The organism is Enterobacter sp. fkY84-1 (genome assembly GCF_052974705.1).
Map to the genome: position 1 here is coordinate 376,536 of NZ_CP169393.1, position 16,603 is coordinate 393,138.

Annotated in this window: 9 protein-coding genes, 2 tRNA genes and 3 rRNA genes; 6 read left to right on the forward strand and 8 right to left on the reverse strand. The window is 53.9% G+C overall.

All coding sequences use genetic code 11. The features are described from left to right. Positions 1–525 precede the first annotated feature (525 nt). A complete protein-coding gene (gene proP / locus ACEPLT_RS01740; RefSeq protein WP_008500072.1) occupies positions 526–2,028 on the forward strand; it encodes a glycine betaine/L-proline transporter ProP in 1,503 nt (500 codons plus the stop codon). Between the two features lie 32 nt (positions 2,029–2,060). On the opposite strand, the gene ACEPLT_RS01745 is transcribed toward proP, so the two are convergent. After that, positions 2,061–3,014 (reverse strand): nickel/cobalt transporter, encoded by a 954-nt coding sequence (locus ACEPLT_RS01745; RefSeq protein WP_045335196.1) that lies wholly within the window; start codon positions 3,012–3,014, stop codon positions 2,061–2,063. A 494-nt stretch (positions 3,015–3,508) separates the two neighbouring features. On the opposite strand from ACEPLT_RS01745, the gene ACEPLT_RS01750 reads away from it, so the two are divergent. The 4 genes from ACEPLT_RS01750 to rrf all read left to right on the forward strand — a co-directional run bounded on the left by ACEPLT_RS01750 (position 3,509) and on the right by rrf (position 8,480). Continuing rightward, positions 3,509–5,050, forward strand: a 16S ribosomal RNA gene (locus tag ACEPLT_RS01750). Positions 5,051–5,135: 85 nt separating this feature from the next. Next, positions 5,136–5,211, forward strand: a tRNA-Glu gene (locus ACEPLT_RS01755). Positions 5,212–5,393: 182 nt separating this feature from the next. Further along, positions 5,394–8,299: ribosomal RNA gene (locus ACEPLT_RS01760) — 23S ribosomal RNA — on the forward strand. A 65-nt stretch (positions 8,300–8,364) separates the two neighbouring features. Beyond that, positions 8,365–8,480: ribosomal RNA gene (rrf, locus tag ACEPLT_RS01765) — 5S ribosomal RNA — on the forward strand. Together the 16S, 23S and 5S rRNA genes with 1 tRNA gene alongside form the textbook arrangement of a ribosomal RNA operon. A gap of 240 nt (positions 8,481–8,720) precedes the next feature. Here the strand turns inward: rrf and ACEPLT_RS01770 are convergent. The 6 genes from ACEPLT_RS01770 to aspA form a co-directional block, all read right to left on the reverse strand. Next, positions 8,721–8,796: transfer RNA gene (locus ACEPLT_RS01770), tRNA-Phe, on the reverse strand. Positions 8,797–8,923: 127 nt separating this feature from the next. Further along, positions 8,924–9,499 carry a transcriptional regulator gene (locus tag ACEPLT_RS01775; RefSeq protein WP_021240733.1) on the reverse strand — a complete coding sequence of 192 codons (576 nt, stop codon included), beginning with the start codon at positions 9,497–9,499 and terminating at the stop codon, positions 8,924–8,926. A 49-nt stretch (positions 9,500–9,548) separates the two neighbouring features. Further along, a complete protein-coding gene (locus tag ACEPLT_RS01780) occupies positions 9,549–11,240 on the reverse strand; it encodes a protein-disulfide reductase DsbD (RefSeq protein WP_023293470.1) in 1,692 nt (563 codons plus the stop codon). Next, positions 11,216–11,539 (reverse strand): divalent cation tolerance protein CutA, encoded by a 324-nt coding sequence (gene cutA / locus ACEPLT_RS01785; RefSeq protein ID WP_008502950.1) that lies wholly within the window; start codon positions 11,537–11,539, stop codon positions 11,216–11,218. Before cutA ends, ACEPLT_RS01780 begins: the two co-directional genes overlap by 25 nt. Positions 11,540–11,652: 113 nt before the next feature. Then, positions 11,653–12,954 (reverse strand): anaerobic C4-dicarboxylate transporter, encoded by a 1,302-nt coding sequence (locus ACEPLT_RS01790; protein ID WP_008502949.1) that lies wholly within the window; start codon positions 12,952–12,954, stop codon positions 11,653–11,655. Between the two features lie 115 nt (positions 12,955–13,069). Then, complete coding sequence (gene aspA, locus ACEPLT_RS01795; RefSeq protein WP_003855923.1) at positions 13,070–14,506, reverse strand: aspartate ammonia-lyase; 1,437 nt, start codon at positions 14,504–14,506, stop codon at positions 13,070–13,072. A gap of 334 nt (positions 14,507–14,840) precedes the next feature. On the opposite strand from aspA, the gene ACEPLT_RS01800 reads away from it, so the two are divergent. Then, positions 14,841–15,305: an FxsA family protein gene (locus ACEPLT_RS01800; protein WP_023616652.1), complete on the forward strand. Its 465-nt coding sequence runs from the start codon at positions 14,841–14,843 to the stop codon at positions 15,303–15,305. 36 nt (positions 15,306–15,341) lie between these two features. Here the strand turns inward: ACEPLT_RS01800 and yjeH are convergent, their stop codons facing one another. Then, positions 15,342–16,562, reverse strand: coding sequence for an L-methionine/branched-chain amino acid transporter (yjeH, locus tag ACEPLT_RS01805; protein WP_032675802.1), 1,221 nt, complete (start codon positions 16,560–16,562; stop codon positions 15,342–15,344). Positions 16,563–16,603: the final 41 nt, after the last annotated feature.

A 16,603-nucleotide genomic window follows, 5' to 3' on the forward strand; every position in this document is an offset into this window, starting at 1 on the left:
TTTCTCTCGATTAACTTTCTTAGAAAACACATGAAATGCTGTGTTCGGATTTATCATGCGATCATTGGAATATTGATTCAATCAAAATAAAACATCGTTTTAGTTATCTTTGTCACATATTCAATGTAAAACTATCGGCGGCTTCCTGATGAAGAAAATTTATGTAAATTGAATGTGAGTAAACGTGGTTTGTTTTTTTGTTGCGAAAGAACTCATGACGTGCGTGAGAGAGCTCATGAGGCGGGGATGAGAAAGGGCTTATTTGCACTGATTGACAAATACCGGACTGAGTTGACCTGATGCTGAAATATGTGTGAAGTTGATCACAAATATAAACGCTGGTAGGGTAAAAAGGTCATTAACTGCCCAGGCAGGCGTCAACAGGTTCGGTTGTATCGACGTAAAACGTCAATGTAAGTAAACCTGCTACGCTTGAATAAGGCGATTCGCATGGAGCGGATCCCATGGTTCACAGAACGCACACTGGACTGTGAAACAGACAGGGCCGAGTCAACGAGGATAGCTATGCTGAGAAGGAAAAAGATTAAACCCATCACGCTTCGCGACGTCACCATTATTGATGACGCCAAACTGCGTAAAGCGATTACCGCAGCCTCGCTCGGTAATGCGATGGAATGGTTCGATTTTGGTGTCTACGGCTTTGTGGCCTATGCGTTAGGTAAAGTGTTTTTCCCCGGGGCCGATCCCAGCCTGCAGATGATTGCGGCACTGGGTACGTTCTCCGTTCCCTTCCTGATTCGCCCGCTGGGTGGTCTGTTCTTCGGTATGCTCGGTGATAAATATGGTCGTCAGAAGATCCTGGCTATCACCATCGTCATTATGTCGATCAGTACATTCTGTATCGGCCTTATACCGTCTTACGCCACTATCGGCATTTGGGCACCGATTCTGCTGCTGATCTGTAAGATGGCACAGGGCTTCTCCGTGGGCGGTGAATATACTGGCGCCTCGATCTTCGTTGCCGAGTATTCTCCTGACCGTAAGCGCGGGTTTATGGGAAGCTGGCTGGACTTCGGCTCCATTGCCGGTTTTGTCCTGGGCGCGGGCGTGGTGGTGCTGATTTCAACCGTGGTGGGGGAAGAGAACTTCCTCGACTGGGGCTGGCGTATCCCATTCTTCCTGGCACTGCCGCTGGGGATCATTGGTCTCTACCTGCGTCATGCGCTTGAAGAGACGCCTGCGTTCCAGCAGCACGTTGATAAGCTGGAGCAGGGTGACCGCGAAGGGCTGCAGGACGGTCCGAAGGTATCGTTCAAAGAGATTGCCACTAAGCACTGGCGAAGCCTGCTGGTCTGTATCGGTCTGGTGATCTCCACCAACGTGACCTATTACATGCTGCTGACCTACATGCCGAGCTATCTGTCGCATAACCTGCACTACTCGGAAGATCACGGTGTGCTGATCATTATCGCCATCATGGTGGGTATGCTGTTTGTGCAGCCGATTATGGGCCTGTTGAGTGACCGCTTTGGTCGTCGACCGTTCATTATTCTGGGAAGCGTTGCGCTGTTTGCCCTCGCCATCCCGGCATTTATTCTGATCAACAGTAATGTACTGGGGCTGATTTTTGCCGGTCTGCTGATGCTGGCGGTGATCCTTAACTGCTTTATCGGGGTGATGGCCTCAACGCTGCCCGCGATGTTCCCGACCCATATTCGCTACAGCGCGCTGGCCGCGGCCTTCAACATCTCGGTGCTGATTGCCGGTCTGACCCCGACGCTTGCCGCCTCGCTGGTGGAGAGCACGCAGAACCTGATGATGCCTGCTTATTACCTGATGGTGATCGCGGTGATTGGTTTGATTACCGGTATTACCATGAAGGAGACGGCGAATCGCCCTCTGAAAGGCGCAACGCCTGCGGCATCGGATATCCAGGAAGCGAAAGAGATCCTCCGTGAGCACTACGATAATGTAGAGCAGAAGATTGAGGATATTGACGCCGAGATTGAAGAGCTGCAGAAAAAACGTTCCCGACTGGTGGATCAGCATCCACGCATCAACGAGTAACAAAAAACCCGCCGCTGGCGGGTTTTCTTTTATTAGCATCCTGCGGCGATGTAGTCACCATTGGCGCTGATGGGGATCACCGTCAGGAACAGCACCGTCGCGAACAGGATCAGGACTATCCCTCCGGCTATTTTGACGGTCGGCACCAGCCATTTTAACGAGGCGCTTTCTCCGAACCAGGCCACCGTGCGTTCGCGGGCGTAACGTACAGCCAGTGAAAGCCCCATAATAGAGAGCGCGGTTCCCAGCGACATGGTCATGACTGCGGCCATCCCCCAGGTAACAATGCCCAGCGCGTTCGAAAACATCAGAATCATAATCGCCCCGCTGCACGGGCGTGCGCCAATCGCCAGTATCACGCCCAGACGGGTTTTCCAGTCGCCCTGCGTCAGGTCTGCACCTACGCCGTGATGACCGCAGCCACAGTGTTCGTCGTGCTGATGAAGCGGCTTAATGGCAGAGACAGACATCCTGCGCGGGCGCAGGCTCTTCAGCGCCCGGTAAATGACGAATGCGCCGAATGCGCCAATAAGCACTGCGCTGATCTTCTCCACATACCAGCGGCTGGTACTGATATCCCCAGAGGCGAGGTTAAATCCTACCGCCAGGATAAAGACAAACAGAATAGCGCTGACGCCCTGCATCAGGCTGCCCAGGAAAGGGACGACCCGGGCGGCCAGCTCGCTTTCCTTATTGGTAGTCAGATAGGTCGTCACAATGAATTTTCCGTGCCCGGGGCCAATGGCGTGGAGTACGCCATAAAGGAAAGCCCCCGTTAACAACCATAATCCGCCGCTGTACTGGTGGTTATTCAGCTGCAGCAGGTACATCACCAGATAGCGGTGAAGCGTAATTTGTGTGGCGAGACACCACTGGATAAAGGCGTTCCAGTGCGCATGCAGGGTAAAACCGGCAAAGAGAATTGCCAGCAGCATCAACCCAGCGGTAGGGAGACGCCAGTCACGGGTGAGGCGTTGTGTGGTCATGAAGCGGCCTGCACAGAGAAGAGTATTTGCCGCCAGTATAGTTGATCTTCCCGCTCAGTTCGTGGGATCGCATTGGGATTCGTGCAGAATTGTGGATAACTTTGTGCATAAATGGGTATAAGGAGGGGTTTTGCTGGGGAATGCAGCAGTCAGTCATTTTTTTGCAACTTTTCGGTTGCGGTCGTTCGCGAACTCCCTATAATGCGCCTCCATCGACACGGCGGATGTGAATCACTTCACAGACAACGCGGTCGGTTGAAGAGAAAAAATCCTGAAATAACGGGTTGACTCTGAAAGAGGAAAGCGTAATATACGCCACCTCGCAACGGTGAGCGAAAGCCGTGTTGCACTGCTCTTTAACAATTTATCAGACAATCTGTGTGGGCACTCAAAGTGACATGGATTCTTAATGTCTTCGGACAATAAATGAATACCAAGTCTCTGAGTGAACATACGTAATTCATTACGAAGTTTAATTCACGAGCATCAAACTTAAATTGAAGAGTTTGATCATGGCTCAGATTGAACGCTGGCGGCAGGCCTAACACATGCAAGTCGAGCGGCAGCGGAAAGTAGCTTGCTACTTTGCCGGCGAGCGGCGGACGGGTGAGTAATGTCTGGGAAACTGCCTGATGGAGGGGGATAACTACTGGAAACGGTAGCTAATACCGCATAACGTCGCAAGACCAAAGAGGGGGACCTTCGGGCCTCTTGCCATCAGATGTGCCCAGATGGGATTAGCTAGTAGGTGGGGTAACGGCTCACCTAGGCGACGATCCCTAGCTGGTCTGAGAGGATGACCAGCCACACTGGAACTGAGACACGGTCCAGACTCCTACGGGAGGCAGCAGTGGGGAATATTGCACAATGGGCGCAAGCCTGATGCAGCCATGCCGCGTGTATGAAGAAGGCCTTCGGGTTGTAAAGTACTTTCAGCGGGGAGGAAGGTGTTGAGGTTAATAACCTCAGCAATTGACGTTACCCGCAGAAGAAGCACCGGCTAACTCCGTGCCAGCAGCCGCGGTAATACGGAGGGTGCAAGCGTTAATCGGAATTACTGGGCGTAAAGCGCACGCAGGCGGTCTGTCAAGTCGGATGTGAAATCCCCGGGCTCAACCTGGGAACTGCATTCGAAACTGGCAGGCTAGAGTCTTGTAGAGGGGGGTAGAATTCCAGGTGTAGCGGTGAAATGCGTAGAGATCTGGAGGAATACCGGTGGCGAAGGCGGCCCCCTGGACAAAGACTGACGCTCAGGTGCGAAAGCGTGGGGAGCAAACAGGATTAGATACCCTGGTAGTCCACGCCGTAAACGATGTCGACTTGGAGGTTGTGCCCTTGAGGCGTGGCTTCCGGAGCTAACGCGTTAAGTCGACCGCCTGGGGAGTACGGCCGCAAGGTTAAAACTCAAATGAATTGACGGGGGCCCGCACAAGCGGTGGAGCATGTGGTTTAATTCGATGCAACGCGAAGAACCTTACCTACTCTTGACATCCAGAGAACTTAGCAGAGATGCTTTGGTGCCTTCGGGAACTCTGAGACAGGTGCTGCATGGCTGTCGTCAGCTCGTGTTGTGAAATGTTGGGTTAAGTCCCGCAACGAGCGCAACCCTTATCCTTTGTTGCCAGCGGTTCGGCCGGGAACTCAAAGGAGACTGCCAGTGATAAACTGGAGGAAGGTGGGGATGACGTCAAGTCATCATGGCCCTTACGAGTAGGGCTACACACGTGCTACAATGGCGCATACAAAGAGAAGCGACCTCGCGAGAGCAAGCGGACCTCATAAAGTGCGTCGTAGTCCGGATTGGAGTCTGCAACTCGACTCCATGAAGTCGGAATCGCTAGTAATCGTAGATCAGAATGCTACGGTGAATACGTTCCCGGGCCTTGTACACACCGCCCGTCACACCATGGGAGTGGGTTGCAAAAGAAGTAGGTAGCTTAACCTTCGGGAGGGCGCTTACCACTTTGTGATTCATGACTGGGGTGAAGTCGTAACAAGGTAACCGTAGGGGAACCTGCGGTTGGATCACCTCCTTACCTTAAAGAACCTGCCTTTGTAGTGCTCACACAGATTGTCTGATGAAAAGTAAATAGCAAGGCGTCTTGCGATTGAGACTTCAGTGTCCCCTTCGTCTAGAGGCCCAGGACACCGCCCTTTCACGGCGGTAACAGGGGTTCGAATCCCCTAGGGGACGCCACTTGCTGGTTCGTGAGTGAAAGTCACCTGCCTTAATATCTCAAAACTCATCTTCGGGTGACGTTTGAGATATTTGCTCTTTAAAAATCTGGATCAAGCTGAAAATTGAAACGACACATCTTTAAGGTGTGTTCGAGTCTCTCAAATTTTCGCAATCAGAAGTGAAACATCTTCGGGTTGTGAGGTTAAGCGACTAAGCGTACACGGTGGATGCCCTGGCAGTCAGAGGCGATGAAGGACGTGCTAATCTGCGAAAAGCGCCGGCGAGGTGATATGAACCTTTGACCCGGCGATGTCCGAATGGGGAAACCCAGTGCAATTCGTTGCACTATCGTTAACTGAATACATAGGTTAACGAGGCGAACCGGGGGAACTGAAACATCTAAGTACCCCGAGGAAAAGAAATCAACCGAGATTCCCCCAGTAGCGGCGAGCGAACGGGGAGCAGCCCAGAGTCTGAATCAGCTTGTGTGTTAGTGGAAGCGTCTGGAAAGTCGCACGGTACAGGGTGACAGTCCCGTACACGAAAACACACAGGTTGTGAACTCGAAGAGTAGGGCGGGACACGTGGTATCCTGTCTGAATATGGGGGGACCATCCTCCAAGGCTAAATACTCCTGACTGACCGATAGTGAACCAGTACCGTGAGGGAAAGGCGAAAAGAACCCCGGCGAGGGGAGTGAAAAAGAACCTGAAACCGTGTACGTACAAGCAGTGGGAGCACCTTCGTGGTGTGACTGCGTACCTTTTGTATAATGGGTCAGCGACTTATATTCTGTAGCAAGGTTAACCGTATAGGGGAGCCGAAGGGAAACCGAGTCTTAACTGGGCGTTAAGTTGCAGGGTATAGACCCGAAACCCGGTGATCTAGCCATGGGCAGGTTGAAGGTTGGGTAACACTAACTGGAGGACCGAACCGACTAATGTTGAAAAATTAGCGGATGACTTGTGGCTGGGGGTGAAAGGCCAATCAAACCGGGAGATAGCTGGTTCTCCCCGAAAGCTATTTAGGTAGCGCCTCGTGAACTCATCTTCGGGGGTAGAGCACTGTTTCGGCTAGGGGGCCATCCCGGCTTACCAACCCGATGCAAACTACGAATACCGAAGAATGTTATCACGGGAGACACACGGCGGGTGCTAACGTCCGTCGTGAAGAGGGAAACAACCCAGACCGCCAGCTAAGGTCCCAAAGTCATGGTTAAGTGGGAAACGATGTGGGAAGGCACAGACAGCCAGGATGTTGGCTTAGAAGCAGCCATCATTTAAAGAAAGCGTAATAGCTCACTGGTCGAGTCGGCCTGCGCGGAAGATGTAACGGGGCTAAACCATGCACCGAAGCTGCGGCAGCGACACTTATGTGTTGTTGGGTAGGGGAGCGTTCTGTAAGCCGTTGAAGGTGTGCTGTGAGGCATGCTGGAGGTATCAGAAGTGCGAATGCTGACATAAGTAACGATAAAGCGGGTGAAAAGCCCGCTCGCCGGAAGACCAAGGGTTCCTGTCCAACGTTAATCGGGGCAGGGTGAGTCGACCCCTAAGGCGAGGCCGAAAGGCGTAGTCGATGGGAAACAGGTTAATATTCCTGTACTTGGTGTTACTGCGAAGGGGGGACGGAGAAGGCTATGTTAGCCGGGCGACGGTTGTCCCGGTTTAAGCATGTAGGCGGAACGATTAGGTAAATCCGGTCGTTTATTAACGCTGAGGTGTGATGACGAGGCACTACGGTGCTGAAGTAACAAATGCCCTGCTTCCAGGAAAAGCCTCTAAGCATCAGGTAACATCAAATCGTACCCCAAACCGACACAGGTGGTCAGGTAGAGAATACCAAGGCGCTTGAGAGAACTCGGGTGAAGGAACTAGGCAAAATGGTGCCGTAACTTCGGGAGAAGGCACGCTGATATGTAGGTGAAGCCCCTGCGGGTGGAGCTGAAATCAGTCGAAGATACCAGCTGGCTGCAACTGTTTATTAAAAACACAGCACTGTGCAAACACGAAAGTGGACGTATACGGTGTGACGCCTGCCCGGTGCCGGAAGGTTAATTGATGGGGTTAGCGGCAACGCGAAGCTCTTGATCGAAGCCCCGGTAAACGGCGGCCGTAACTATAACGGTCCTAAGGTAGCGAAATTCCTTGTCGGGTAAGTTCCGACCTGCACGAATGGCGTAATGATGGCCAGGCTGTCTCCACCCGAGACTCAGTGAAATTGAACTCGCTGTGAAGATGCAGTGTACCCGCGGCAAGACGGAAAGACCCCGTGAACCTTTACTATAGCTTGACACTGAACACTGGTCCTTGATGTGTAGGATAGGTGGGAGGCTTTGAAGTGTGGACGCCAGTCTGCATGGAGCCGTCCTTGAAATACCACCCTTTAATGGCTGGTGTTCTAACGTAGACCCGTAATCCGGGTTGCGGACAGTGTCTGGTGGGTAGTTTGACTGGGGCGGTCTCCTCCCAAAGAGTAACGGAGGAGCACGAAGGTTAGCTAATCCTGGTCGGACATCAGGAGGTTAGTGCAATGGCATAAGCTAGCTTGACTGCGAGAGTGACGGCTCGAGCAGGTGCGAAAGCAGGTCATAGTGATCCGGTGGTTCTGAATGGAAGGGCCATCGCTCAACGGATAAAAGGTACTCCGGGGATAACAGGCTGATACCGCCCAAGAGTTCATATCGACGGCGGTGTTTGGCACCTCGATGTCGGCTCATCACATCCTGGGGCTGAAGTAGGTCCCAAGGGTATGGCTGTTCGCCATTTAAAGTGGTACGCGAGCTGGGTTTAGAACGTCGTGAGACAGTTCGGTCCCTATCTGCCGTGGGCGCTGGAGAATTGAGGGGGGCTGCTCCTAGTACGAGAGGACCGGAGTGGACGCATCACTGGTGTTCGGGTTGTCATGCCAATGGCACTGCCCGGTAGCTAAATGCGGAAAAGATAAGTGCTGAAAGCATCTAAGCACGAAACTTGCCCCGAGATGAGTTCTCCCTGAGACTTTAAGTCTCCTGAAGGAACGTTGAAGACGACGACGTTGATAGGTCGGGTGTGTAAGCGCAGCGATGCGTTGAGCTAACCGATACTAATGAACCGTGAGGCTTAACCTTACAACGCCGAAGGTGTTTCGGCGAAGAGACAGATTTTCAGCTTTGATACAGATTAACAGAATTTGCCTGGCGGCTTTAGCGCGGTGGTCCCACCTGACCCCATGCCGAACTCAGAAGTGAAACGCCGTAGCGCCGATGGTAGTGTGGGGTCTCCCCATGTGAGAGTAGGGAACTGCCAGGCATCAAACAAGAAGAACCCCGTACCGAAAGGTGCGGGGTTTTTTGCTTTGTGCGCCAGAAAACATGCCGGATGACGGCTTCGCCTTATCCGGTCTACAAAACCTGTAGGCCCGGTAAGCGCAGCGCCACCGGGCATGGCAGACCGCACGATCCCACGGTAAAAAGAAGCAAGAATACTAAAGAAGGGATTTATAAACGCAGAAAAGCAAAAACCCAGCCATAGGCTGGGTTCTTTAAATAGTGGTGCCCGGACTCGGAATCGAACCAAGGACACGGGGATTTTCAATCCCCTGCTCTACCGACTGAGCTATCCGGGCAACGGAGCGCATTAAACCGCAATCGCGCCTTATCGTCAACATTATTTCGGGAAAAGCTGTTCAATTGCTTAACTTTGCGGCAATCTGATGGTTTACGCGTCGAATACGTCAAATTTAACAGGTTCGCTTACGTTAACGCCCCGCCCATACGGCACTGAGCAAAGCGCAGAATATCTTCTGCCAGCCGGTGCGCCGTATCCACATCGGCCTGGCTACGGTTCACCAGCATGCGGCTCAGGCAGCCCTCCAGCACCAGCTCCATCTGTTTCGCCACCATTGCCGGGTCATCCACTTCAAGACGGGTAAGCAGCTCGTGAGTGAAGTCATGCGCAGCCCGTTTTTGCTGATCCGCCAACTGATGGACAGGATGGTCGGGATCGGGATAGAACGTACAGGCCGCAATAAACAGGCAGCCCGGATAGCGGTTGTTGCTGACACATTCCGTCAGGGCGGTATAGCGCGCCAGAAGCTTTTGTTCCGCAGTCAGTTCTTCATTCAGCATCAGCTGCCTGCGCCAGATATCAACCTGCTGGCTGAGATAGCGCAGAGCATCATAAACGAGCGCCTCTTTATCCGGCCAGAAGCGCTTAAGATCATCCAGGGGGTAATCGATACGGTCGGCTACCATCTCAAGCGTGGTGCTGGCGATCCCATAAATCTCAAGTAATTGCAGGGCTTGTCCCAGTACGTCTTCACGTTGCACGGTTATCTCCTCCGCTATTCCCAACGGTATGTTCCGTTTAAAGTGTTGTTTACGGTTGGCGATTGCGCAAATGCGCGCTAAATGCCGCTGCATCCATAAACCCGGTTACACGCTGTTCTGGCTGCTCCTGACCCTGTTGATTGAAGAACAGAATGGTTGGCAGCCCGAGCACGTTAAGCTGTTTTAGCAGAGCCTTATCCTGCGCATTATTGGCGGTTACGTTCGCCTGGAGCAGAACCGTCTCTTTCAGGGCATTTTGCACCTGTGGATCGCTAAAGGTGTATTTTTCAAACTCTTTGCAGGCGACGCACCAGTCGGCATAGAGATCGAGCATCACCGGTTTGCCCTTCGCCTGCGCAAGCGCGCTGTTGAGCTCATCGACGTTCTTAATCTGCATAAAGTTCAAATGCGCCTGCGTCTGGCCGACCGGCGAGCCGAACGCCCAATCCTGCAGAGGACGCACGCTCACCAGCGCGGCGGCGAGCAGGAGAATTTGCACCAGGCGCATCCACGCTTTTTTGGCCCCCAGACTGACGATAAATGCCCAGGAGAAGAACGCTACGCCGAGCATCGCCCACAGGCGAGTGCCCCATACGTCACCCGTAATGCGTTCCAGCAGGAACACCGGCAGCGCCAGAATCACAAAACCAAATGCGGTTTTCACCGTCTCCATCCACGGGCCGCTCTTCGGCAGCAGGCGGTTGCCAAAAACCGTGACCAGAATGAGCGGCAGGCCCATGCCCAGCGCGTAAAGGTATAACGTACCGCCGCCGAGCCACAGATTGCCGCTCTGGGCAATATAGAGCAGGATGGCGCTCAGCGGGGCAGTGGTGCAAGGGGAGCAAATCAGTCCGGCGATGGCCCCCATCATAAACACGCCGCCTGCCGAACCACCCTGCTGACGATTGCTCATCAGCGTTAAGCGGGTTTGCAGAGCTGACGGTAACTGCAGCGTGAACAGGCCAAACATCGACAGTGCCAGCAGGATAAATATCGCCGACAGGCCAATCAGCACGTACGGGTGCTGAAGCGCGGCCTGGAACTGCAACCCGGCAGCGGCGACCACAAGGCCGAGCGCCGTGTAGGTCAGCGCCATACCCTGCACGTAAATAAAGGCCAGCAGCAGCGCGCGTGCGGTGGAAAGGCGCTGTTTGCCGCCCAGTACGATGCCAGAGATGAGCGGATACATCGGCAGCACGCAGGGGGTAAAGGCAATGCCAATGCCAATCAGTAAGGCCCACAGCGCGGAGAACGGAAGGTCAGCGGTATCCTCATGCTTCTCGCCTGAAGGAAGAGGTGAAATCGTGGGCGACGCTTTCACCTCACTAAGCGGAACCACCTTTGTTTCCGGCGGATAGCAGAATCCGGCATCCGCGCACCCCTGATAGGTCACCGTCAGGGTCGCGCCTTTATCCGCCTGGTTCACCGTAACGGGCACGCTCAGGCGCTGGCGATAGATTTCGCTTTTGCCGTAAAACTCATCTTCATGCCACTCGCCAGCGGGCATCTGTAATGCGCCCACGCTGGCCTGAGCAGGCGTAATGCTCACCTGCTTGCGATAGAGGTAATAGCCCTCTTTCACCTGCCAGTTGAGCGTAAGGTCGTGCTGGTTTTGCTGGAAATCGAAAACAAACGCCCGATCGGCAGGAATGAAGTTCGAACGGCCGGGCGCGTCAAACAGCCCGGCAAAAACTGATGTGCTGCAAAGCAGCAGGATCAGCGTAAGGAAGCGTTGAGCCATGAGAGATAGTCGTTATCGCCATGAACCACTGGCAAGACCAGCAGTTCCGGGGTTTGGTAAGGATGATGAGATTTGAGGCAGTCCAGGAGTGCCTGCTGATTCGCCAGATTGGTTTTAAGCAACATCTGGACTTCGTACTCTTGCTCCAGCTTACCTTCCCAATAGTAAAGAGAGGTAGCGCCGGGGAGGAGCGTGACGCAGGCTGCCCGTTTTTCGGCCAGCACTTTGGCGGCGAGATCCTGGGCAGAAGCTTCATCAGGGGCGGTGCACAGTACGACAACGGCATCAGGCGTGTTCACAAGTCGACCTCCTCATCACGAAAGTCTTCACTATATCACGCAAGACGACTGGTCATTAATGAAACGGGCCGCTGAGCGGCCCGATTTTAACTATTTTTACAACGGCTAACCGTTTACAGCACAATGCCGCCGATGATAAAGCCGAGGACCACGCAAAGCGTAATCGCCACCACGCCCGGGATGAGGAACGCGTGGTTAAACACGTACTTACCGATACGGGTTGAGCCGGTGTCGTCCATCTCCACCGCCGCCAGCAGGGTTGGGTAGGTTGGCAATACGAACAGGGCAGAAACCGCCGCAAAAGAGGCAATTGCCGTCAGCGGCGTCACACCCAGCATCAGCGCCGCAGGCATCAGCGCTTTGGTGGTCGCCGCCTGGGAGTAAAGCAGAGTAGCCGCGAAGAACAGCACGACAGCCAGCAGCCACGGATAGTTGTGCAGCAGGTCACCAGCGACGGTCTGGATATCGCTGATGTGCGCTTTCACGAAGGTATCACCAAGCCACGCCACACCCAGTACGCACACGCAGGCGCTCATACCGGATTTGAAGGTGCTGGCGTTCAGCACTTCGCTGGTATCAATTTTACAGGTGATGCTAATCAGCGTCGCGATGGTCAGCATGAACACCACAATCGCTTCGTTACGCGGCAGGACCGGGTTCTGGATCAGCCCCACGGTATCGCTGATGGCGGTCGCATAGAACATGACGGCGACAATACCAATCAGGAACAGCAGCACGGAGCGTTTCGCATGTGGCTTCAGTTCGAAGACCTGGCTGCCGCGCAGGCTCACTTCACCTTTTGCCAGACGCTCCTGATAAACCGGATCGTCTTTCAGTTCAGCACCGAGGAAGTTACACAGCACGGCGGTAATCATCACCGCAATCAGCGTCACCGGGATACAGATCGCCAGCAGCGTCAGGTAGCTCACGCCCATCGGCTCCAGGATACCGGCGAAGAAGACCACCGCCGCGGAAATCGGCGAGGCGGTAATCGCGATCTGGGACGCGACGACGGCAATAGAGAGCGGACGCGACGGACGGATACCCTGTTCTTTCGCCACTTCGGTAATCACCGGTAACGTGGAGAAAGCGGTGTGGCCAGTACCGGCGAGAATGGTCATAAACCAGGTCACCAGCGGAGCAAGGAAGGTAATGTATTTAGGGTGGCGGCGCAGCATGCGCTCCGCCAGGCTTACCAGGTAGTCCATACCGCCTGCCACCTGCATGGCGGCAATAGCGGCAATAACAGCCATGATGATTTCGATAACGTCGAACGGGATAGCGCCGGGTTTAATCTGAAAGATAAGGGTAAGAACGAGCACTCCAAGACCGCCGGCAAAACCGATGCCGATACCCCCGAGTCGTGCTCCCAAATAAATCGCCAACAAGACGATGACGAGTTCTGCTCCAAACATAAGGACCTGCCTTGCTTATTAACAAGTTGATATTGAATTGTTGTATTTTGGTAACGCCTAAAAAGAAAAAAGGCACGTCACAAGTGACGTGCCTTAAGAAGCCTAGCCTGAACGGTTACTGTTCGCTTTCATCGGTATATCGTTTCGCTTTATAGGCCGGGTGCATCAGGTTCTGGGCTGAGAAAATATCGTCCAGCTCGGCTTCGGTCAACAGCCCGCGCTCCAGCACCACTTCACGCACGCTCTTACCGGTTTCGGCGCAAATCTTACCGACGATGTCGCCGTTATGGTGCCCGATGAACGGGTTGAGGTAGGTGACGATACCGATGGAGTTATAGACATAACCCTCGCAGACTTCTTTATTCGCCGTGATGCCGTTGATGCATTTTTCCAGCAGGTTGTAGCAGGCGTTGGTCAGAATGTGGATAGATTCAAACATCGCCTGGCCAATGACTGGCTCCATCACGTTCAGCTGCAGCTGACCCGCTTCAGAGGCCATGGTCACGGTCGTATCGTTACCGATGACTTTGAAGCAAACCTGATTCACTACTTCTGGCACGACCGGGTTCACCTTGGCTGGCATGATGGACGAACCTGCCTGCAGTTCTGGCAGGTTGATTTCGTTCAGGCCAGCGCGCGGGCCGGAAGAGAGCAGTCGCAGGTCGTTACAAATTTTGGACAGCTTCACCGCCAGACGTTTCAGCGCGCTGTGTACCATGACGTAGGCGCCGCAGTCGGAGGTCGCTTCAATCAGGTCTTCTGCAGGCACAACCGGCAGGTTGGACACTTCAGCCAGCTTCTGTACCGCCAGCTGCTGATAGCCATCCGGGGTGTTCAGACGCGTACCGATGGCGGTAGCGCCCAGGTTCACTTCCAGCAGCAGCTCGGAGGTGCGCAGCAGATTTTTAGTCTCTTCGTTCAGCAGGACGTTAAACGCGTGGAATTCCTGGCCGAGGGTCATCGGCACCGCATCCTGCAGCTGGGTACGACCCATTTTCAGAATGTCCTGGAACTCAACCGCTTTACGCTGGAAGCCATCACCCAGTTGGTTGATCGCATCCACCAGTTTCACCACGGAGGCATACACCGCGATACGGAAGCCGGTAGGGTACGCGTCGTTGGTGGACTGGCATTTATTGACGTGGTCGTTCGGGTTCAGGTACTGGTATTCACCTTTCTGGTGACCCATCAGCTCCAGGCCAATGTTTGCCAGTACTTCGTTGGTATTCATGTTGACGGAGGTGCCCGCGCCGCCCTGATAGACGTCAACCGGGAACTGATCCATGCATTTGCCGTTGTTCAGCACTTCATCGCAGGCTGCGATAATCGCATTTGCCGCGCTTTTAGGAATGGTTTGCAGCTCTTTGTTGGCCAGGGCTGCGGCTTTCTTCACCATCACCATGCCACGAACAAACTCAGGGATGTCGCTGATTTTGCTGTTGCTGATGTAGAAGTTTTCAATCGCTCTCAGAGTGTGGACACCGTAGTAGGCATCCGCTGGAACTTCCCTGGTACCCAACAAGTCTTCTTCGATACGAATGTTGTTTAACATGTGAACCTTCTTTTCAAGCTGCCGATGGATTGTACTAAACACACAGTATTTATGTGGTTTTGAATATTTTCTGACCGACGATTATTCCCTCAATCAGCCAGATGCTCGAGATCATATGCTGATGATAGCGAATTGCCGTAAGCTGGATCACTTATTATCGAGCCGATTCCATGATAATTATTAATCTGTGAAATGGGTCACCGCTTTAATATTTCCAAAAAAAATATCCGTGCAAACTGATTGAATTTTCGCTAACCGTCACCATCTCATACAAACGCGCGTCGCGAACACATTCAGACAGGGGCCGATGGCCTCTGCCACACAGGAGATGCCAGTGCGCTGGATACCGTTTATTGCTTTCTTTCTCTATGTTTACATTGAGATTTCCATTTTCATCCAGGTTGCCCATGTGCTGGGCGTCCTGCTGACGCTGATTCTGGTGATTTTCACCTCCGTCATCGGCATGTCGCTGGTGCGTAATCAGGGTTTCAAAAATTTCCTGATAATGCAGCAAAAGATGGCCGCAGGCGAAAGCCCGGCGGAAGAGATGATCAAAAGCGTGTCGTTGATTATTGCGGGGCTGCTGCTAATTCTGCCCGGGTTCTTCACCGACTTCCTCGGCCTTCTGCTGCTTCTGCCGCCGGTGCAAAAGCACCTGACCATGAAGCTGCTGCCGCATCTGCGCTTTAGCCGTATGCCGGGCGGTGGGTTCAGCACCGGGCCAGGCGACACGTTTGAAGGGGAATATCAGCGTAAGGATGAACAGCACGACCGTCTAGATCACAAAGACGATCGGTGATTTTGTTGCCCGGTGGCGCTTCGCTTACCGGGCCTACTAAAGCGCCAGCCACAACACCGCCAGCATGACGATGGCGTACATACTTTTCCACCCCACCATTGCCAGCAACAGCAGGCACAGTAGCCCCCCGACAAGCGCCAGTGCTTTATAACGGCCTTTCAGCAGACGACAACCTGCCAGCATGCACAGCAGGTAGATCATGATGAAAATGCCATTGGCGTAGACGAGCAGCGTATCCAGATTGACCTTCAGGGCGTAAATGCACAGCGTACTCACCACGCAGCAGCCCAGTACGGCATTCAGGGCATTCAGCGGCAGCTGGCGTTTAGACAGCCGTGCGAGGCGGTTATCAGGTCTGTAAAGCGCCTGAGACCACACCAGACGGGCAAAGCTCTGGATATAAATGTTAAGGCTGGCAAAACAGGCCAGATAGCCGATAACGCAGGCGATCCACAGCGCCTTCACACCAAACAGTTCAACCACGATACCCGGCAGCGATGCCGCGGCGGCGAGATCGGCTCCGAAAGCCTTGAAGTGCAACACCAGCACGGTACACGCCCAGTACACCGTGCCTGCCAGCAGCAGGCCGATCATCAGTGCGCGGGGGAAATCACGTTCAGGCTGCTTAAATTCCGACGCCAGATGAGCAAAGGCTTCCAGACCGACAAAACACCAGAACATGACGGAGAGCGCGGCAAAAAGCTGTGAGTGGTCGACGTCTGTCACGGCCGGAAAGGGAATCTCTTTTACGGTGATATCGCCCGCCCACCAGATAGCGGCAACGAGCGCGACAATCAGCACCGCAACCAGTGTCTGCAGGTTGGCGCTGGAGCGGGCTCCGCGTGAACCCACCCACCAGACGATAACCAGCGTACCCAGTTCGGCCAACAGCAACTGCTCGTCATGCCAGCCAAACAGCGCCTGGCCAAAGCCGGTTGCAATGTGCAGCGCCGCAGGAAGCCCAACCGGAATAACGGAGAGAAACAGCCAGCCGGTCACACGCTCCAGTCGCGGGCCAAATGCCAGCCCGACAAAATGCGCCACGCCGCCCGCGCTGGGGAAATGCCGCCCCAGGATGGCAAACACAATGGCAATCGGGAAAACCAATACAATCAGAACGGGCCACGCCCACAGACTGTTATTTCCGGCTACCAGTGCCGCCAGTGCAGGTACGGCGAACACGCCCGTCCCTAATAAGGAGGTTGAGAGCAGGCCGACGCCCTGCGCCAGCCCCAACTCCTGCTTGAGTCCACTCATTGACATCGTCCTGCCAATTCCAAAAGAGAGGCGATGGTAAC